The sequence below is a fragment of the Moorena sp. SIO4A1 genome, from assembly GCF_010672065.1.
Classification (GTDB): domain Bacteria; phylum Cyanobacteriota; class Cyanobacteriia; order Cyanobacteriales; family Coleofasciculaceae; genus Moorena.
This window is the reverse complement of record NZ_JAAHHX010000041.1, coordinates 39,209-58,562: the sequence shown is the minus strand read 5'-3', so window position 1 is coordinate 58,562 and position 19,354 is coordinate 39,209. Positions and strand designations below refer to the sequence as shown.

Below are 19,354 nucleotides of genomic sequence, written 5' to 3'. Positions count from 1 at the left end.
GACGAGGATCTTCTAGTCCAGCAAAGGCTTCTATAATTGCGATTTGAGACACGGGAGTAGATGCATTAAATGGAGTTTGCGCTGCATTATACCATATTCCGATTACATTTAGAATGAAATAGCCCTGGCCACTACCCAATCCACAATTCAGTCCTCGGTACTTGCCAGTACAGTTAACTTCTGTGGTGGTAATTTTCTTGGGATGGTATTCGTAGCTAACGCCGCGATAAGTAAGTTTCATAGTCTTTACCGTATGATGAAGTATTTTTGAGCTTCTTTAATAAATTCTTAATTATTGTCAGTTAAAAGTCAATAGACTGCACTAAGCGCGTTTATATTTGAGTTGTGAACATACTCCCAAAGGCCAAGAGGCAAGAGGCAAGAGGCAAAAGGCAAGAGGGGAAACAGATCCGGAGTTTTATTGTTCAATAAAAAAAGACCTCTTACGTTTACATCTCATTTATAAACGCGCTCATAAATGTTACATTTCGTAATATAACTTTACATGTAGACATATAATTGTCCTCTGACATCATGTCAGGATAATTACCCTTAATAAAAATCTCCCCCATCTCCCCATCTCCCCATCTCCCCATCTCCCCACACTTCCCACCCTCCCCACCCTCCCCGCGCCCGGGCCCCTTAATTATGGGTATTCAACCAGACTTGATATTATTGGTATAGCTCATAAAATAGTCGATTTGTCAACTCAAAGATGGGTTTGCCCTGGGTGCGATTGTGGTCAACGCCTTTCTTCCATGGAGCAGGTTAATTTCCAGAGCTGCATCAAAGCTGTGGTGCATTGGGTTCAACAGCAGAGCCACAGTATTCAAGGCGGTCAATCTTTAATTCTCGCCCAGAGCGAATGTCTTCCATCGGTGATTTACATTCTGGGCAAGCGTATTGACTATCAATATCAGGCCGATAGTCTTGTTGACAGTGATGGCAAAAGGCAATTAAGGGAGTTTCCTGAATCACCAGTTTGGCACCAGACAAAAAGGTGTTGGAAATTTGAGCTTCAAAGGCGAATTCCAAACTCACGGGTTCGACGCCAGTGAACTGGCCTACTGTCAGATGCACACAGGAAATTTTGGGTCGCTCTGGCTGTGCTTGCCACCAATTGCGCAAGGTCACAATTAGTGCCTTAGTCATGTCAGTCTCATGCATTGTTGAAATCCACCTTCAAGTCCACTCTACTAATTCCGGCTGCGCTTCTGGATGAATGTAGGAGGGTTTTTCCTGGCGCGGCAGTTGACCGGATAGCACTAGGTGCGCCATTGTGTCACAGATGACGCGAGTTGCCATCAGGGCAGTGATGTCGCTGATGTCATAGGGCGGCGAGACTTCCACTACTTCCAAACCGCAAACAGGAGCCTGCTGAACAATCTTGCCCAGTAGATACAGAGCTTCCCGGGGGAGGAGTCCGCCCGGTTCGGGCCAGCCTGTACCAGGAACAAAACCGGCATCGATACAGTCAATATCGAAGCTGATATAAATGCAGTCGGTACCGTCTAGTGCCCGTTCGAGGGCAAACTCTACTGCTGCGTCCAATCCCATTTCAGTGATATCGGTTACTGTCAGGATATTACTTGCCCGCTCCCGGCAAACTTTGACTCCCTGGCGAGGTACTTGCCAACCGCCAATGCCCAATTGCACTAAGTTCTTGGCTGGAGCATTCCTCATATTAGTTGCATGAAACCAAGGGCAGGTGTGCATCCGCTCATCCAGGTCGGTTTCCTGGGTATCTACATGGCGATCAAAGTGGATAATGCCAACTTTCTTGTCCCCTAAGTGCCGACAAATACCCCGAACAGTAGGAAATCCGATGGAATGATCTCCTCCCAAAATGATTGGAAACGCTCCAGAGCTGAAGATGTGAGCAATGCCCTTAGAAATTTGGTCAAATGACTTTTCGTTGTTGGCTGGAATGGTAAAAATATCTCCCACGTCACAGAGGGTAATTTGCTCTCGTAGGTCAATCCCCAACTCAAAGTTGTAAGGGGTGTACAAAGCAGAAATGCGGCGAATGCCTTGGGGACCAAAGCGGGTTCCGGGGCGATAGGTGGTTCCCGAGTCGTGGGGAACCCCGACAATGGCTACATCGTATCCCTCAACCTGGCGAACATCTTCGAGATAAGGTGCTTTGAGAAAGGTATTGATCCCAGCGTAGTGAGGTAGTTCACCCCGCGAAAAGGTGGGAATAGTGCGATCGCTAATACTCTCTGCCGCTTCCAGCCCGTATTCGAGACCCTTTGACACCTCCTGCTGCCATCCCGTCGATGGTAGTTGAGCTTCACGCTCCAGGGCACGTTCTGCCTCAGAAGGATTTGAACTGTTACTGCCTGGGCTTTCAAACAAGGGGTTTTCAGAAGAATTTTCAGTCATTTGCACTCCCGAGAAGTTTTCAAAACATCTTAATCAGCGAGTTATAGCCTACATTCCCAGGTTGGACATGAAAGCTATGGTATTTCTTAAACTTCTCACCGATAGGTTCGGAAATTATAAACCTACAGATTTCTTTTACTTGAGTTCGATATCAGGCAGTTTGCTAAAAGCTAGGGCATGTCTGCTTGTGTCTAAAAATCCTCGGCTGACTGGGTGCAGGGCAGGCAAGGGAGGCAGGGGAAGTAAGGCAAGCAATGATAAATTACAACTGTCTTACCCGTTACTTTTCTTGATCGAGTAGTTTGCAGACAGACCCTAGAAATCAAGGAAACGGAATTATTCTAATACACTTGTGGATTCACACAATAGGGTAATGGCTTACCCAAAAGTCCAGCAATAAGATTATTCACCGCCATCGTAGCCATTTGCGATCGCGTTTGATAAGTTGCACTGCCAATGTGAGGAGTAATGATCAAATTATCCAAGGTCAACAACGGACTATCCATGGGAATAGGTTCTGGTTTAGTTACGTCCAGAGCAGCAGCAGCGATTTGACCATTCCTCAGAGCTTGGTAAAGTGCTTCTGGATCTACGATTGCTCCTCGTGCGGTGTTGATCAAGATAGCCGAGGATTTCATCAGCTCAAACTGGGGAGTACTAAATAGATGGTAGGTTTCTTCAGACAGAGCAGTGTGAATGGTAATAAAGTCTGATTCCCTTAGGAGCAGGTCGAATTCAGCATACTTTACACCCAAGGATTGTTCTAATTCTGAGTCCCGTCGATGCCGACTGTAATAAAGAATTTCCATATCAAAGCCTCGCCCACGACGAGCAACAGCTTGACCAATGCGTCCAAAACCAACAATTCCTAAAGTAGCACCGCTGATGTTTGGTCCTAGCAATAAGGTCGGTTCCCAAGTCTGCCAATGACCAGCACGTACAAATTTATCTGCTTCAATCATTCGCCGTGCTGTTGCCATTAGTAACGTCCAGGCTAAGTCAGCTGTAGCCTCAGTCAGAACACCAGGAGTATGACCAATGGGGATACCCCGGATGCTGGCAGCAGAGATATCAATGTTATCGTAACCTACTGCTAATTGGCTGATTACCTTGAGGGATGGTGCAGCTTCGATGATTTGTTGGTCAATGGAATCTGTGAGTAGGCACAGTAAGCCATCGATTTCTTTAACTTTGTTGAGCAATACCTCGTAGGGAGGCGGTTGACGCTCTGGCCAGATTTCCACATTGGCGATTTGGTGGAGTTGTTCGAGTCTGGTATCAGGAAGGCGGCGAGTTATGAAGACTTTGGGTTGAGACATCGGGTGGGTCAGTTGTTGTGGCTATAAAAATTTTCGTCTGCATCTCAAGGACTAGATTGTAGAGTAGATTATCAAGGGGATTTTGGTATTACTAGCTGCTTCTTCCAGCTAACGATTCATAAAATCTTCAGGATTAATCCCCAGCTGTTTTAGTTGAGCTTTCAAAGCATCAAGGTTCTGTTCAGCTTCCGCAGCCCGTTGCTCAGCTTGAATAGCCCGTTGACGTTCTTGAGCTGCTTCCAGCTCAGCCTGTTCAGTTCTTTCCTCTGGGGAGGGATACCGTTTCCCGTTAAGGTCATACCAATAAAGCCATTCCCGACTCCAATCCTGATAACTTCCTAACTCTGTACCAATTCCCAAACCAATTTCTGGCATCCACACTGGATTCCCGCTTTGACGCACATACACCCCATCTACCAAGCGATGAACCTCAAAGGGCTCCCCTTTGCGTGGATAATAACTGTCGCCATCATAAATTACATAATATAGGAATCCTAATTCGGCATAGTCTAATTTTTTCTGGTCGTACTCGCCATTGTAGGTTTGAGAGACATTTTCGATGGCTAGAATTGGCACGGTGTTGTTTTCTTCCCAAAGCACATAACTTAAACGTCCTTGACGACCCTTGGGACGAATTTTGCGCCGGTCTACTCCTAAACTTAAGAAAGCGTCAGGAACTATCGCGCTTTGGTTAGGGTGGTAATAGTAGCCCATATCAATTCCAAAAAACCAGTCATAGCGCTGTTGCCAGATTAAGGATAAGATCCCTTTGAGCAAGTGGGGAATTAAATCTTGCAGTTCGTTATCCACAGGGGTGTTATCAGAAGAGGGTAACTCCTCGGAAGTAGGAAGATATTGTAATGGGTCATACTTTAGCATGGTGATTCCCCTTAGTTAGACCTGGCTGATTGCATTTTACCCAAACTAGAATTCCTCACACCAGAACTATGAGCTTATAGGGTGAGGGCGCAAGTGATGGTGCAAGGGAAGCGTTACAAAAAGACCCACAAATTCCTATAAATTCTTATCTTTTCAATCTATATAATGATTGATTAGGTTCCTGATCACTCAAGGTGGGATGCAGAAGTGTTTAACTTTAGATCAGGGAACTTCGGATGAACTAGTTTTAGATTAACTTGGTATCTTTAACTACAGTTTTTAGCATCTTTATCCTAATTCTTGCTCTGTTCACAACAACGATAGACAGACATTAGCAATTTTGGTAAACTTTGATAGCTGGATTAAACACTTCTGGGGAAACCTCTAACCTTAGAACATCAGGCTATACAAAGATAAAGCTGACAAAAATAAGCAGATCCCAGCCAACCAGGCAATGGACGGTGTAACTTTAGCAGCCATCTACCATGTCACATCCAACACTCCTGAAAGGGAAGTGTGGATGGTATGATCGGTGTCTGGGTCAGATGTTAACTGGAAAAGACTTGGAAAATTTTCTGCCCAGAAAAAACGGTTACTTGAACCCAGTGTCGGATTAATCGGTAAACCATTAGTTGGAGGTGCAGCATTCATTCCCACCTAACTCTAGGAGTGTAGGTGTGTTATACTGCCTCAATTTTTAATGAAAATTCCCAAATTACTATCCCTATGTGCTGTATTTCTACTTAGTTTAGTCCTAGCTATTAGCTGCAACCAATCCCCAAACACCAAACCCTCAGATAACTCCCAAGCCGTTAAAGATTCTACTCCCATTGTTATGGGATACAGCAGTTGGCCTGGTTGGTGGCCGTGGTACATTGCGGAAAAAGAAGGTTTATTTGAAGCCAATGGCCTTAATGTACAACTAAAATGGTTTGATGGCTACCTGGAATCCATGGAAGCTTTGGCAGCAGGAAAACTGGATGCTAATTGCCAAACCCTTAATGATACGATATCTTTTGCTGCTGATGCTGTTAATGGTGAAGTAGCGGTTCTGGTGAATGATAACTCTGCTGGCAATGACAAGATTATTGTCACAGCAGAAATTAATTCCCTGAAAGATTTGAAAGGGAAAAAGGTAGCGATAGAAGAGGGAGTTGTAGATGACTTCTTGCTTAGCTTAGCCCTAGAAGAAAAGGGAATGTCCAGAAAAGATGTGGAAATTGTACCCTTAGAAACTGGGGCAGCAGCAGCAGCATTTGCAGCAGGTAAAGTAGATGCCGTGGGTGCATTCCCTCCCTTTTGGCTCACTGCCCTAAAACGAAAGGGAAGTAAAGAATTAATTAGTTCAAAAGCATTTCCTGGGGCAATTCCTGACTTACTTGTAGTGACTCAAAAGCTGATTGATGAACGTCCTGAGCAAGTTCAAGGTCTAGTGAATACTTGGTTTGATATCCTGGAGTTTATGAAAAATAATCCCAATAAGGCCGATGAACTGCTGGCGGAACGCGCTAATGTTAGTGTTGAGGAATTCCAACAGTTTAAAGAAGGAACTCGAATATTTACCCTGGAAGAAAACCTAGAGGCATTTAGCCCTGGTAATAGTATGAAGCATATGCCGTTTGCCGCTAAAAAAATGTCTCAGTTTATGCTGGATGTGGGATTTATTCAAAAAGTTCCTGATTTAGATAAGATACTTGATGACCAGTTTGTCAAAGCCTATGCCGCAGGTCGTTCTTAGTGATTAATAAGCTATCGAATTAAACCGGTGCGTTACACGTCGTTAACGCACCCACCACATTTCTTAGACTCTTTAATGAATAGTTCCCAGACAACCAGATCTCTAAAGCCTACCGTTTTTTGGCGCATTGCTGAGGATATTCCCAAATCCTTAAACTGGATCTTAATTATCCTATCAGTTACTATTCCGTTTGTTGTTTGGTGGCTCATCTCAAGTTTTGCTGGCCTTGATTCCGTCTTCCTCCCGTCACCGATTGACGTGGGGAAAGCCGTTATCCGTTTGTGGCAACAAGGCTTTCTTATTCAAGATACTGTTGCTAGCATTCTCAGAGTTTTTGCTGGCTTTCTGTTAGCAGCACTTATTTCCATTCCCTTGGGGATTTCCATGGGAGCATTTGCCAGTATCCGAGGGTTAACAGAACCAATAATTGGTATTGTTCGCTATATGCCAGCTCCGGCATTTATCCCTCTATTCATTATCTATCTAGGTATTGATGAAGCACCGAAAATTGCACTTATTTTTATCGGTACTGTCTTTTTCAATACCTTAATGATTATGGATGCAGTAAAGTTTGTTCCCAAGGATTTAATTGAAAGCACCTACACTTTGGGAGGACTAAGAAGACAAGTCCTATTAGAGGTGATTACTCCCTATGTGATTCCCAATATTATTGATGCATTTCGAGTCAACATGGCAGCATCTTGGAATTTAGTGATTGTAGCAGAATTGGTCGCAGCAAAAGTGGGACTAGGTAAACGTATTTTGCTAGCCCAAAAGTTTCTAAAAACCGATGAAATATTTGCCTGCTTGATTATTCTAGGATTAATCGGATTTGCCATTGATTTATCCTTCCGATTGCTGCTCAGACTTACCTGTAAATGGGCGATTGATTAGATTTTTTGTTAACGGTTGTTCGCGTAGCGTGGCCGAAAGGCCAAGGTTGAAGGTTGAAGGTTGTTCGCGTAGCGTGGCCGAAAGGCCAAGGTTGAAGGTTGAAGGTTGTTCGCGTAGCGTGGCCGAAAGGCCAAGGTTGAAGGTTGTTCGCGTAGCGTGGCCGAAAGGCCAAGGTTGAAGGTAAGCTGTCAGCTAATGGGCTACTTCCCAGCGTCGTTCGCACAGCGTGGCCAAACGCGCCCCGCGTGGCCCAAAGGCCAAGGCCAAAGCCTGTGCCACGCGAACAGGATAGGCTTACGTAATCACAGGCAAAAGGTAAAAGGCTTGGAGGAAAATTGAAAATTTCAAGACCTAATACTGAATACTCAAGACCTAATACCGAATTACCAATATCACTAATAATAAAAAACCATGCACTTAGAAATTTATCACCTTTACAAACAATTTCCCACGAAACAAGGTACTATTGTTGCCCTAAAGGATATTAATATGCATGTTGAGACAGGGGAATTGGTCTGTGCTGTGGGTGCATCTGGTTCGGGTAAGTCTACCCTGTTGCGTCTGATAGCTGGTTTAGATATGCCTACAGCTGGAGAAATTACGGTTGATGGTTTGACGGTGACTGGACCTAGTTCAGAGCGAGGCATGGTTTTCCAACGATATACCCTATACCCTTGGATGAATGTGATCCATAATGTGGAGTTTGGCTTAAAGCTGCAAGGTGTCCCAAAGCAAAAACGCCGAGAACAGGCTGCTTATTATTTAGATGTGGTTGGGCTGTCTGGGTTTGCTAAGTCCTATCCGAAAGAATTATCTGGGGGCATGAAACAACGGGTTGCGATCGCAAGAGCGCTAGCCTGTCATCCGAAAATCCTGCTGATGGATGAACCCTTTGGCGCACTTGATGTACAAACTAAGGAAACCATGCAACAGTTTTTGCTTGAGGTTTGGCAGCGGACAGGTTGCACCATATTAATGATTACCCATGATGTAGAAGAGGCAGTGTTTTTGTCTCAAAGGATTTATGTGCTGACAGCACGACCTGGTACAATTCAACGGGAATTGCGGATTGAGTTACAGGGTGAGCGCACTTACAAAATCAAGCGTAATCCCGAATTCCATCGCTACACTGATGAAATTATGGATTTACTCCGGGATAGGCCAGAGGAAGTAAGTAGGGGTGTAATATCAAGTCCAGTTTAATACCCATCATAAAAGTATGGAGCCTCGGCGCGGATTGAGTTAGAGGGTGGGAGGTGTGGGGAGATGGGGGAGATTTTTATTAAGGCTAATTATCCTGAGATGATATTAAGGGTTGACAGTTAACCGTCAACCCTTAACCGTCAATCGTCAACGAAAACAAACATCAACTCATACAAAACAAACCTAACTGCAAATGCGATCGCAAACACTAGCCCCTCATTATAGAAAGTATGAAATGTGTGTGAATCGTAGGCCATGACTATCTAATGGGGTGCATCTTTACTTAAACTTTGACTTAAGCTTTGACTTAAGCTTTGACTTAAGCTTTTCTGATTAATTATCAAAACTAAACCCATCAATGGCCTCAATCAACCTATCAATTTCATCCGGCTGGGTGAAGTAGTGAACACAGGCACGGACACAGTCTGGGTCCCGGAGAGTTCGTAGCAAAAAGCCTTGCTGCTCCAGAAACTCTACTAACGTGTTATGGCGCTTGCCATTAGTCAACACAAAGGACACCAGACCAGCTTTGGGAGGTGAAGTAGCCAAACACCTGACTGCTTCCAACTTGGATAAGCCTTGCCATAGGTATTCACTCAATTGACAAATTTGCTGATAACGTTCCTCAGCAGTTCCCCATTGCTGATGAATTGCGATCGCACTACGTAATCCTCCATACAGGGGATAAGCCGAGGTAGCCACTTCAAATCTTTGTCCATCTGGTTGCCAATCCACAGGTTTCCCAGCTTTATCCAGAATAATCCCCCGCCAACCAATAAATGTGGGATTGAGGCTGCTCAAGGCATCTGGACTCACATAGAGACCTCCCACTCCTTCTGGGCCACACCACCACTTGTGACCGGTAAAGGCATAGAAATCTGCCCCCAGTTCAGTTAGATTTAAGGGCAAAGAACCTACTGACTGAGCTGCATCCACTAGAACCCTCACCAATTGGCTACTCTGATCATAGTTGTGACACACATGAGTTATATCCTTGAGTGGCAATACTTGACCCGTATTCCACAGTAGATGACTCAATACCACCAATCGCGTCTGAGGTCGTAAGTATTGCTCAATAGTTTTAGTGGGGTCTCCCTGATTTAGAGTTGCCATAATTGGACAAGTAGATACCTCTACCTGATACCGACGGGAGATTTCCTGGGCAGTAGCGATAATGCCTTGGTGTTCACAATCACTCATCAGGATGTGATCACCCGGTTGCCAATCAATCCCCCACATGGCAATATTGCAGCCAACGGTAACATTTTCGGTGAGGGTGATGGTTTCTGCTGATGTCCCCAACTCTAATGCGATCGCACTTCGAGTTTTGTGGGATTCCTCGGTAACCCAGTCATTGACTTTACCCGAGAATGGGCCATAGCGCTGCACATACTCATAGGCTTGTTGGATGGCATTTAGAGATACCAGAGGCAGAGTCCCTTGGCCCCCAAAATTGAAATAGGCTTTGTGGGCTAATGCCGGAAATTGCTGTCGGTGGATGTCCCGTGGAGTTACTGTAGTAGATATACCAGTCATGAGCATTTTAGTCAATCCCATGGTATTTTATCTTATCAGCCCCGTGGACAAGCTAAAATTTTTTGGATATATTGGACTAAGACATATGTCTTAATTTAAAGAGCGCGAATTTCGTGCATTTCTATAGCGCTTCTTTAGCTTGTCAAGTGCATATGTATAAATTTTCAGCAATTCCTCAGTTGACGGTAGCTAACACTAATCCGTTAGTCTTGGGGTTATTTTATTATGTATGCACCAGTAAACTAACTCTACTACTGTCTTTGGATTAAGTCCATAGCAGTAAGCTCGAACCGTTCTAATTATCCGTATTAATTATTAAAGTTTTATTAAAGTTTTATTAAAGTTTTAGTTTTGACTAGGTCAATGAAAAGTTTATTGAATTGAACGTTTTTTGTTGAGTTGACCCTATTGGACAGTCAACATTCAATAGTAAACCAATAGTCAACAGTCAACAAGTTCATGATTAGATTATAGTGTTAAACACCAACCAATTAATTGAACTATGAGTAAAGTTTTGATTGTGGAAGATAACCTGGCTCAGTTAGAGTTAATGGCTAGATACCTACGGGACAGTGGTAACACAGTTATTTGTATTGCCGATGCTAAAGATGCTTTGGATAAGGCAGTAACGGAAAAACCTGATGTTATAGTTCTAGATATAGTTATGCCAGGAATGAGTGGCTTCGAGTTGTGCCGCAGCCTGAAGAACCATCGGGATACCACTAGCATTCCCATTGTTATTTGTTCTTCTAAAAATCAGGACATCGACCGTCTCTGGGGTATGAAACAAGGCGCTGATGCCTATCTCACCAAACCTTTTTCTAAACAGCAGCTAGTGGACATTGTTAAGTTGGCTGTGGTTTGATTCATCAGTTGAGTCCTAGGAGTAGTAATACTAATTATACCCTAATCTTTTAAAGAGTTTATATCTTAAATAAAATAAATAAAATAAATAAAATAAATAAAATAAATTAATTAATACCTAAAAATAGATTTACTTCATAGTAATTTATTTCGGTTATTATAATAGCTGGCTTGCTATTATTATTGTTTTTTTTATATAGAAATGACAGATAAAACACTCCTGTCATAATAATGCTAGCATTTAAAAAATATGGTTCTTCAGTACCTGCTATGCGCTCATTTCAAGTAAAAAAAATCAGAAAGCTTACTCTACAAGGGAAATGATGCTATTTAATTAACAATAATTTATAAATACTGCCTCTTTCCACTGCTCCCTACTCCCTGCTCCCTGCTCCCTTTGCCAAGCGATGCAGCGCCGCCAAAGGGGGTTTCCCCCATGAGCGACTGCATCAAGAAAGTGTTAATTTAGCATAACAAGTACGGAAGAGCCAAAAATATTCAAAAAAATAGGTGAAGTACACAAGTTTTGGATTTTAGGGAACAGGGGTAAAATAATTGTCTGTACCTGATTACTGATTAATATAATATCGGCTATATATTTTATTATTTTAAAAAAAAATCTATATTATTCTAGTTGAATAGTTACTCACTAATGACAGGTATACAATTGCGCCCGGTAATCAAGCCAACCACTACCCTCAAAATTTCTTCCTCTCAACAAAGCAAAAAATCACACCTACAATGGTTTTATAACTTACCAGTTAAAACCAAGCAAATTGTTGGTTTGTTTTCCTCCGAAGTAATCTCTGTGGCTGCACTGATGGGTGTAGGAGCATTATTAATTATCATAGGGGGAAGAGCTCAATTACGTGGGCAAGCTCAGTCAGAGTTGGCTGTCACAGAAATAAACTACAACATTAAAATCAACCAAATGGGGTTTGGGTTCCGTGGTCAATCGGAAAATACTGCTATTATTGAAGCTGCTCTTGCCCATAGTAGAAATCAGTTATTGTCCAAATCACTAGAGGGACAAGTTAAGCAAATTCTCCAGAATGAAGTTAAAGCTCGCCAGATTGAATATGCCACTCTGGTGGACAAAGATTTACGAATTATTGTTAATGCTAATGCTGACCGGAAAGGAGAAACGTTTGATCCCAATAACCTGGTTAGTCAAGTCCTCAAGCAGTCTGAGCAAATTACAGCTAATCAAATTGTCAGCTGGCAAGAATTGAGAAAAGAATCACCCCCTTTACCTGAGGGGTTGATGAAGCAAGATGCCCTAAAGCAAGGTGCCCTAATTCGTTACACGGTCACACCAGTAAAAGACCCAAAAACTGATGATGTGATTGGTGCTTTGGTTTCTGGGGATATTGTTAATGGCAAGGAACCCATTGTCAAGGAAACCCTGAAAACCTTTAACGGAGGCTACAGTGCTGTTTATTTGCATCAGCCTTCGGGAGAATTTACCTTAGTAACAGCCTTAGACCAAGGTAAAGCTGCCAATTGGGAGCAAGCCCAATCTGATATTCCCTTACCTAATCCATCCCTACTTGAGAAAGTCGTTAATGTTGGTAAAGTAGACGAGTTAGTTACCGACCGTCAGAAGGTAGGAAACCAAACCTACACCATGGCAGCAAAAGCTCTAATGGATTCTCAGGGAGAACCGGTGGCAGTATTAGTGCGGGGGACTAGCGAATCTGACCTGAATGCTTTTCTTACAGGTAGCCTACTGCTACAAGGGTCCGTTGTGTTCTTGGCATTAGCAACAGATGTATTTTTGGCAATTCTGCTGGGGCGGTCAATTGCTGAACCGATTAAAATGCTACAGCAGACTACCCATAAATTTGCCGCAGGCGATCGCGAAACCCGTGCTGAGGTCATAGCTACTGATGAACTTGGTCAACTGGCAGATACCTTCAATAAACTTGCTGACAACATCGTATCTAAGGAAGAAGCTCTCGCTCAACAGGCTTTTCTCCAGCAAGCCATAGCGGAGCGCTCCCAGTTATTGGCTGAGTTTACCAGCCTTCTTTATAAATCTGTGACATCAGAAAATATCCTAAGTACTTCAGTAGATGGAGTTCGCAGCATCTTGCAAACCGACCGGGTGCTGATCTATAGCTTCAATGAAGGGTGGGATAGTGGAACAATCATGGCGGAATCCGTAGCACCTGGTTGGATTGAAGCCATGGGGAAAATTATCAATGACCCATTGCGGGAAGGGTCTTTGGATCGGTTCAAAAGTGGGCGAGTCTGGGTTTGCCATAACGTCTATGAAGCTAGCTTAACGGGCTGCCACTGTGATATTCTCGAACGGCTACAGGTCAAAGCCAATATGGTTGCGCCCATTTTGCATGAGGAGGAACTGGTAGGTTTATTATGTGCTCACCAGTGTTCTCAGCCACGGGACTGGCAGCCAGAAGAGGCGGATTTATTAAAACAATTGGCCATTCAGATTGGCTTTGCCCTCAAGCAAGCTCATCTGTTTGAACAGTTACAACAAGCACGAGTAGACGCGGACTTAGCGCTCAAGAAAGCAGCATCAACCTCTGATCAAATCGAACAAGCCCGCCGGGCGGCGGAGTTAAATGCTATTGAGCAACGTCAGCAAAAAGAAGCACTCCAGCACCAAGTTTTGGAACTCTTGTATAATGTCGAAAATGCTGCCAAGGGAGACCTCACCGTCCGAGCAGAAGTGGGTGAGGGGGAAATTGGTACAGTGGCGGACTTCTTTAATGCCCTGATTGAAAGTTTGCGGCAAATTGTGCTCCAGGTCAAACTTGCCTCAACCCAAGTTAATAGTGCTGTTGCTGCTGATCAACAGGCAGTGGGTGAATTTGCCCACCAAGCCATGGAACAGTCAGATAAGATTAGCAACACTCTAAGCTCTATTGAGCAGATGATGTACTCGATTGAAGCCGTCTCAAAGAATGCCCGCCAAGCAGCAGACGTTTCTCACATCGCTTCAAACGCTGCCCTTACTAGTGGGCAAGCTATGGATAGCACAGTTGAGACTATTGTAAATTTACGAGAGACTGTAGTCAACACAGCAAACAAAGTAAAGCTGCTAGGGGAATCCTCCAAGGAGATTGCTAAAGTAGTCGGGTTGGTACAGGAAATAGCTGTACAGACTAATTTACTGTCAGTCAATGCTGGGATTGAAGCGAGCCGTGCGGGAGAAGAGGGAGAAGGGTTTCGAGTAGTTGCGGAACAAGTGGGTAGACTAGCAACCCAGTCAGCCAATGCCATCAAAGACATTGAACAGGTGATTGACACCATTCAGCAGGAAACCCAAGAGGTGGTCAAAGCCATGGAAGACGGAAAAAAACAAGTGGTTGATGGAACCCAAATGGTTTTCAAGGCTAAACAGAGCCTAGAAGAAATTGTTGCCGTCTCCCATGAGATTGACCAGTTAGTCCAATCTATTTCTAACGCCACAGTTTCCCAAGCCAAAACATCTCGGGACGTTACTGACTTAATACAGGAAATTGCTGCCACCTCCCGACAAACCTCTCATTCTTCTGGCGAAGTCTCTCAATCCCTACGAACAACTGTCGAGGTTGCCCAGAAGTTGCAGATGTCCGTTGGTCAATTTAAGATTGGTGACGAATAGCTGAGGATCTGAGGAGGTTGGAAGCAATCTTTTACATGTCCCCTTTTGCCTACAAGCCTTTTGCCATTAGAGGTGCTTTTCTAGAGTATTAGCCAAGGTAGTTTTGGGGACTGCACCCACCACCATATCTACTCGTTGGCCTCCCTTGAAAATCATCAAGGTTGGTATACTGCGGATACCATAATCACCTGCCACCTTAGGATTTTCGTCGGTGTTCAGCTTAACGACTTTCACCTGACCTTCGTACTGCTGTGCTATCTCATCCACAACCGGAGACACCATCCGACAGGGACCGCACCAAGGTGCCCAAAAATCTACCAATACTGGGATGTCGCTCTCAAGTACCTCTGCCTGAAAGCTGGAGTCTGTAACTTGTGGGGCGGCTGTTGACATGCCTGGAAATCCTTGCGAATACTTTTGCTACGTACCTCCGAAATTTTACCATAGTCACAACACCGATTAAATATCTTGGGCAAAAGTTAACACTCCCATAGGGCGGAACAGGTGAGGCGGTTACAAGTTACAGGTTACAGGTTACAGCTTGAAGGTTACAGGTTGAAGGTTACAGCTTGAAGGTTACAGGTTACAGGTTACAGCTTGAAGGTTATAGGTTGAAAGTTACAGGTTGAAGGTTACAGGTTGAAGGTTACAGGTTGAAGGTTACAGGTTGAAGGTTACAGGTTACAGGTTACAGGTTACAGGTTATCGTCTCAACCTTGGCCTTTCCGCCACGCGATCGCCTTTGGCTGCGCTACGCGCATCGCTCGATTGCGGGACTCTCGGCAGAGCCGTTCGCGTTCGCGCAGCGTCGCCTACGGCGAAAGCGTGGCCGAAAGGCCGACCCTACGCGAACGTCCATCGCGTTCAACCTACCCTACACCGAACGCCAAAGGCGAACAACCAAACAACCTTCAACCAAACAACCTTCAACCAAACAACCTTCAACCAAACAACCTTCAACCAAACAACCTTCAACCAAACAACTTTTAACCAAACAACTTTTAACCAAACAACCTTCAACCAAACAACCTTCAACCAAACAACTTTCAACCAAACAACTTTCAACCAAACAACCTTGGCCAAAGGCCACGCTACGCGAACAAAATAAGGAACCGCCCGAACTCTGTCCGGGCGGAGTGTGGTGTGAGGAGTGAACGGAAACATTTGTCTCCGCTTTTTCCATTGTATGTCACCGTTTATTTTTTTTCAGCAATTTCCAAGCCAGTCGAAAAATTTTGACGATTGGCGGTGGTTGCGATAAGTATATATACTCAGCGCTTAAACTATTGACAACAAAACTATTGACAACAGTTGTTCGTGAACTTTAGAAACCTGTAGAAAAGCTGTTCAAGTTCTCAATTACCAAATAATTTGGTAATTGTCAATGATCAAGTTTCTATAGGTGCGCTTTCCGTTCTCCTACAAAGACGCGGGGCGCGAACGGCGAATTAAATTAGCCACGGGTCGCACCTTTTTCAATTGATGAACAACCAAGAATGATAATTATTCAACTAGAGACTATACTATTTACCCATACCCAACTGCTGAGCTTTCTGGTATACCTTTCCTTCTGTTAGCAGAGAAGGAGCAATCACTACTTCCACTTGTTGCATTTCCTTGAGGTTTTTTGCTCCGAGGGTTCCCATACTGGTTTTCAAGGCTCCCAAAAGGTTGTGGGTGCCATCATCCATTTGGGCTGGTCCAGTCAGAATTTGCTCAAGTGTGCCAGTGCTGCCCACTTTTATTCGTGTCCCACGGGGTAGCACGCTCGAAGGGGTTGCCATACCCCAATGAAACCCTTGTCCGGGAGCTTCTTTGGCACGGGCAAAAGGAGAACCAATCATCACTCCATCAGCACCACAAGCAATACACTTACAGATGTCACCTCCTGTAATTAAACCGCCATCAGCAATCACTTGGACATAGTTACCGGTTTCCTGATAGTAGTCGTCACGGGCAGCAGCGCAATCTGCAACTGCTGTTGCCTGAGGTACACCGACACCCAAGACACCCCGAGAGGTACAAGCAGCACCAGGACCAATACCCACCAAGACAGCAGTTGCCCCAACTTTCATCAAATTGAGGGCAACATCATAGGTCACGCAATTCCCCAAAATTACTGGCATGGGCATATCCTGACAAAACTGTCCCAAATCCAGGGGATTGATAGACTCTGGTGACAGGTGAGCTGTAGAAACGACTGTTGCTTGAACAAACATTAAATCAGCACCAGCCTCTGCCACTACCTGACTATATTTACTGGCTCCAGCAGGGGTCAGACTCACAGCTGCAATACCACCTTGGTCCTTGATTTCCCGAATTCGCTGGGTAATCAATTCTGGCTTAATCGGTGAACTATAAAGTTCCTGCATCAGGGGAACAAACTCAGAATTTCCCACCGAAGCAATGCGGTCTAGAATCGGTGATGGGTCAGGATAACGGGTTTGAATCCCTTCTAAGTTGAGAACCCCCATTGCCCCAATTTGGGACAACTTGACTGCCATGGACACATCAATCACCCCATCCATAGCGCTGGCGATAATGGGAATTTCCCGTTCAATACCACCAATACGCCAGCGAGTATCAGCCAAACTGGGGTCGAGTGTCCGCTGTCCGGGAACAAGTGCAATTTCATCTATGCCGTAGGCTCTGCGAGCTATCTTACCTCGCCCAATTTGAATATCCACGCTGTTTTTCTTCCGAGATTATTTTAGCTAGGTTATCAAATTGGAGCGAAGATTGCTCGAACTATACAAAGAAACTATGAATTGTGAAGCATGAAGTATGAATTATGAATTCTTCATACGTAAGCATTCAGCCTTTCCCTGATTTAGGTTTCTTGATGCTTGGGTGGCTAAGGTGGTTTTTTTCGGTAAGGTTTGAGGTGGCTGCTGCCCGTGATGGGATGATATCGGTGGTCGGGGTTTTCTTATCCTTTGGTTTGATTGTGTTACTGGTGATTGTGCTACTGTTGTTACTCATCATCTGGCGGATTTGACTAATTAACTCCCCTAGCTTGCCTTCCTCTAACAAACCATTAATCATTGATAAGCCAGTGGTAGACAGTAGCAGTTTGTTGATGTCACCTACACTGCTAGCTCCGTTACCATTATTGCCATTGACACCGGGGAAGGAGTAAATCCGAGTATCTCCCAAAATTCCTGGCTGGGGAGCCAAGGCTTTGGCAATTTCTGGTAGTTGAGGGGCTAACTCTGGCCATATGGTAGTGATGATTTTAGCATTGAGCTGAGCATCGCTGATGGAATTTTCGGCTTCGATCAGGGATCGTTTACCTTCTGCCTCTGCCAAGGCTTTATCCCGATTTGCTTCTGCTAGGGTGCGGATCGACTCAGCTTCTAGTTCTGCTGCTTGTCTGGCTGCTTCAGCTTGACGAGAGCGGCGGAATACATCGATTTCAATCACGTTTTGCTCACCAATCCGCCTTTGTTCGGCTTCTTGTTCAGCAGCAATGATAGAAAGGCGTTGTTGCCGTTCGGCTTCTTCTACTTCCGTAGCGGTGGCTACAGCGGCTTCAGCTTGAGCTCGTTCGGCTTCGGAATTGAAGCGATCGCGTTCTTTTTCGGCAATTGCGATCGCAGCGTCTTGTTGAGCAATTTTTGACTCTCGTTCTGCTTCTGCCAATTCTACCTGAGAATTAAGCAAGGCAGCATCGACGGTTTTCTGACGAGTAACTTCTGCTACTTCTGCTTCCTGTTTTTGCAGGATTTGTGCCACCTTGAGGGTTTTATTCCGTTCTTCTAATTCAATATCTGCCTGAATTTTCTTCGCTTGGACTGCCAGCTGTTGTTGAACCTTTTCCTCTTCTAAGGTTTTCTGACGATTAATTTCTGCCAATTCCGCTTCTTGTTTTTGCAGAGTTTGGGCTACCTTGAGGGCTTTATTCCGTTCTTCGAGGGTAATATCGGCTTCAATTTGACTTTGCTGCAAGGCTAGTAGCTTGCGAATTTCTTCCTCTTCTACAGACTTATTCTGTAAAATTTTAGTCCGCTGAATTGTGGCTGCTTCTGTGGCTTTAGCTTCTTCTATTTCCCGCTCACGCTGGGCTTTTAGGGCTTCAACCTCAAGCTTTTGCGCCAGTTTCGCTTCTTCTTGTTCTTGGGCAATGCGTAGGGATTGCTTTTCAGCGTTTAGTTCTTTCTCTTCAATGGCAACTTTGGTATTTAGCTCAACTTCAGTTTTTTGCTGAATTGATTGTTGAATGGTTTCCGTGCGCAGACGTACTCCTTGGGCATCAAAGAAGTTATTCGTATCGTAGGTATCACTCTCTTCTATCTCAGAAATAGCGATATTATTGAGGGTTAAACCGACTTTCCTTAAGTCTTGCTGAATCAAATTCAACACTTCATCAGCAAATCCTAATTTATCGGAATCAATTTCTGCCAAATTCTTTTTCTTGGCTGCTGCTCTAATCGCATCATCCGCCCGTTTTTCGATAGCTTCTTTAATATCTTCGGGGGAAATTTTACCTTCACGAGACAGTCGTTGGGCAGCAGTAATCACATCGTCTTCATTGGCATTGATACAGACATAAAAGGTTACCCGCATATTAGCCCGCAGGTAGTCTTGGGTCCGAACTGCTAGGTTACCTGTCCGCTCAACATCAATAGAAATTTCTCTGAGTGGGACACGGGTAAGTTCATGAAATCCTGGCAAAACCACACACCCGCCACTGAGAATAACCGTTTTCTTTTTGATAAAGACACCACCTGTCCGCAAAAATGCCTCATTGTTGGGGGTGATGACATAAACTCTGGTGTAAGCCCAGATGCTTAATAGCAATAATACAATCAGACCTCCAATCACACCGGGGAAAAATAGAATTCCAGGAGGAAGCTGGGCTAGAGATGAATGTATCGGAACAGTTTGCACTGTTGTTGTATTCATGGATGAGTTTGACATGGC

The 19,354-nt window shown here is 44.4% G+C and carries 17 protein-coding genes; 6 read left to right on the top strand and 11 right to left on the bottom strand.

Features of this window, described 5'->3' with window-relative positions; all coding sequences use genetic code 11:
* From F6K53_RS23885 to F6K53_RS23860, 6 genes are all read right to left on the bottom strand, one after another.
* The coding region (locus F6K53_RS23885) for a DUF4278 domain-containing protein (RefSeq protein WP_293082462.1) at positions 1-241 on the bottom strand (241 nt) is incomplete at its 3' end.
* 545 nt (positions 242-786) lie between these two features.
* Complete coding sequence (hypA, locus tag F6K53_RS23880) at positions 787-1,167, bottom strand: hydrogenase maturation nickel metallochaperone HypA (RefSeq protein WP_293073844.1); 381 nt, start codon at positions 1,165-1,167, stop codon at positions 787-789.
* 15 nt (positions 1,168-1,182) lie between these two features.
* The gene (locus F6K53_RS23875; RefSeq protein WP_293073841.1) at positions 1,183-2,385 is read right to left on the bottom strand and encodes an agmatinase family protein; all 1,203 of its coding nucleotides are present in this window, start codon (positions 2,383-2,385) and stop codon (positions 1,183-1,185) included.
* 341 nt (positions 2,386-2,726) lie between these two features.
* Positions 2,727-3,704, bottom strand: coding sequence for a D-glycerate dehydrogenase (locus tag F6K53_RS23870; RefSeq protein ID WP_293073838.1), 978 nt, complete (start codon positions 3,702-3,704; stop codon positions 2,727-2,729).
* A 108-nt stretch (positions 3,705-3,812) separates the two neighbouring features.
* Positions 3,813-4,583: a Uma2 family endonuclease gene (locus F6K53_RS23865; RefSeq protein ID WP_293062748.1), complete on the bottom strand. Its 771-nt coding sequence runs from the start codon at positions 4,581-4,583 to the stop codon at positions 3,813-3,815.
* Between the two features lie 480 nt (positions 4,584-5,063).
* Positions 5,064-5,234 carry a hypothetical protein gene (locus tag F6K53_RS23860; RefSeq protein ID WP_293071519.1) on the bottom strand — a complete coding sequence of 57 codons (171 nt, stop codon included), beginning with the start codon at positions 5,232-5,234 and terminating at the stop codon, positions 5,064-5,066.
* A gap of 49 nt (positions 5,235-5,283) precedes the next feature.
* On the opposite strand from F6K53_RS23860, the gene F6K53_RS23855 reads away from it, so the two are divergent.
* Both F6K53_RS23855 and F6K53_RS23850 read left to right on the top strand, forming a co-directional pair.
* A complete protein-coding gene (locus F6K53_RS23855) occupies positions 5,284-6,321 on the top strand; it encodes an ABC transporter substrate-binding protein (RefSeq protein WP_293082459.1) in 1,038 nt (345 codons plus the stop codon).
* Positions 6,322-6,396: 75 nt separating this feature from the next.
* Positions 6,397-7,215 (top strand): ABC transporter permease, encoded by an 819-nt coding sequence (locus F6K53_RS23850; RefSeq protein ID WP_293062742.1) that lies wholly within the window; start codon positions 6,397-6,399, stop codon positions 7,213-7,215.
* On the opposite strand, the gene F6K53_RS23845 is transcribed toward F6K53_RS23850, so the two are convergent.
* Positions 7,190-7,438, bottom strand: coding sequence for a hypothetical protein (locus tag F6K53_RS23845; protein WP_293082457.1), 249 nt, complete (start codon positions 7,436-7,438; stop codon positions 7,190-7,192). The genes F6K53_RS23850 and F6K53_RS23845 overlap by 26 nt on opposite strands.
* A 188-nt stretch (positions 7,439-7,626) precedes the next feature.
* Between F6K53_RS23845 and F6K53_RS23840 the strand changes: the two genes are divergently transcribed.
* Entirely contained in the window at positions 7,627-8,418 is a 792-nt protein-coding gene (locus tag F6K53_RS23840; protein ID WP_293082456.1) for an ABC transporter ATP-binding protein, read from the top strand.
* 333 nt (positions 8,419-8,751) lie between these two features.
* Here the strand turns inward: F6K53_RS23840 and F6K53_RS23835 are convergent, their stop codons facing one another.
* Positions 8,752-9,954, bottom strand: a complete 1,203-nt coding sequence (locus F6K53_RS23835) for an aminotransferase class V-fold PLP-dependent enzyme (RefSeq protein ID WP_293024824.1) — start codon at positions 9,952-9,954, stop codon at positions 8,752-8,754.
* A gap of 502 nt (positions 9,955-10,456) precedes the next feature.
* Here F6K53_RS23835 and F6K53_RS23830 point away from each other — a divergent pair.
* A complete protein-coding gene (locus F6K53_RS23830) occupies positions 10,457-10,819 on the top strand; it encodes a response regulator (protein WP_070391006.1) in 363 nt (120 codons plus the stop codon).
* A 651-nt stretch (positions 10,820-11,470) separates the two neighbouring features.
* Positions 11,471-14,431 carry a methyl-accepting chemotaxis protein gene (locus F6K53_RS23825; protein ID WP_293082454.1) on the top strand — a complete coding sequence of 987 codons (2,961 nt, stop codon included), beginning with the start codon at positions 11,471-11,473 and terminating at the stop codon, positions 14,429-14,431.
* 66 nt (positions 14,432-14,497) lie between these two features.
* On the opposite strand, the gene trxA is transcribed toward F6K53_RS23825, so the two are convergent.
* Positions 14,498-14,824, bottom strand: a complete 327-nt coding sequence (gene trxA, locus F6K53_RS23820; RefSeq protein WP_075896319.1) for a thioredoxin — start codon at positions 14,822-14,824, stop codon at positions 14,498-14,500.
* 274 nt (positions 14,825-15,098) lie between these two features.
* On the opposite strand from trxA, the gene F6K53_RS23815 reads away from it, so the two are divergent.
* Positions 15,099-15,539: a pentapeptide repeat-containing protein gene (locus tag F6K53_RS23815; protein WP_364304221.1), complete on the top strand. Its 441-nt coding sequence runs from the start codon at positions 15,099-15,101 to the stop codon at positions 15,537-15,539.
* 415 nt (positions 15,540-15,954) lie between these two features.
* Here F6K53_RS23815 and F6K53_RS23810 read toward each other — a convergent pair whose 3' ends face one another.
* Both F6K53_RS23810 and F6K53_RS23805 read right to left on the bottom strand, forming a co-directional pair.
* Complete coding sequence (locus F6K53_RS23810; protein WP_293045036.1) at positions 15,955-17,118, bottom strand: GuaB3 family IMP dehydrogenase-related protein; 1,164 nt, start codon at positions 17,116-17,118, stop codon at positions 15,955-15,957.
* Positions 17,119-17,245: 127 nt separating this feature from the next.
* On the bottom strand, positions 17,246-19,351 hold the full coding sequence (locus F6K53_RS23805; RefSeq protein WP_293045038.1) for an SPFH domain-containing protein: 2,106 nt from the start codon (positions 19,349-19,351) through the stop codon (positions 17,246-17,248).
* Between the last annotated feature and the right edge of the window lie 3 nt (positions 19,352-19,354).

Bases quoted from the DNA above. Each gene is read 5' to 3' on its own strand.
- F6K53_RS23870 (WP_293073838.1), bottom strand. From the start codon at position 3,704: ATGTCTCAACCCAAAGTCTTCATAACTCGCCGCCTTCCTGATACCAGA.
- F6K53_RS23850 (WP_293062742.1), top strand. From the start codon at position 6,397: ATGAATAGTTCCCAGACAACCAGATCTCTAAAGCCTACCGTTTTTTGG.
- F6K53_RS23855 (WP_293082459.1), top strand. From the start codon at position 5,284: ATGAAAATTCCCAAATTACTATCCCTATGTGCTGTATTTCTACTTAGT.
- hypA (WP_293073844.1), bottom strand. From the start codon at position 1,167: ATGCATGAGACTGACATGACTAAGGCACTAATTGTGACCTTGCGCAAT.
- trxA (WP_075896319.1), bottom strand. From the start codon at position 14,824: ATGTCAACAGCCGCCCCACAAGTTACAGACTCCAGCTTTCAGGCAGAG.
- F6K53_RS23830 (WP_070391006.1), top strand. From the start codon at position 10,457: ATGAGTAAAGTTTTGATTGTGGAAGATAACCTGGCTCAGTTAGAGTTA.
- F6K53_RS23805 (WP_293045038.1), bottom strand. From the start codon at position 19,351: ATGTCAAACTCATCCATGAATACAACAACAGTGCAAACTGTTCCGATA.
- F6K53_RS23860 (WP_293071519.1), bottom strand. From the start codon at position 5,234: ATGAATGCTGCACCTCCAACTAATGGTTTACCGATTAATCCGACACTG.
- F6K53_RS23840 (WP_293082456.1), top strand. From the start codon at position 7,627: ATGCACTTAGAAATTTATCACCTTTACAAACAATTTCCCACGAAACAA.
- F6K53_RS23875 (WP_293073841.1), bottom strand. From the start codon at position 2,385: ATGACTGAAAATTCTTCTGAAAACCCCTTGTTTGAAAGCCCAGGCAGT.
- F6K53_RS23865 (WP_293062748.1), bottom strand. From the start codon at position 4,583: ATGCTAAAGTATGACCCATTACAATATCTTCCTACTTCCGAGGAGTTA.
- F6K53_RS23835 (WP_293024824.1), bottom strand. From the start codon at position 9,954: ATGACTGGTATATCTACTACAGTAACTCCACGGGACATCCACCGACAG.
- F6K53_RS23825 (WP_293082454.1), top strand. From the start codon at position 11,471: ATGACAGGTATACAATTGCGCCCGGTAATCAAGCCAACCACTACCCTC.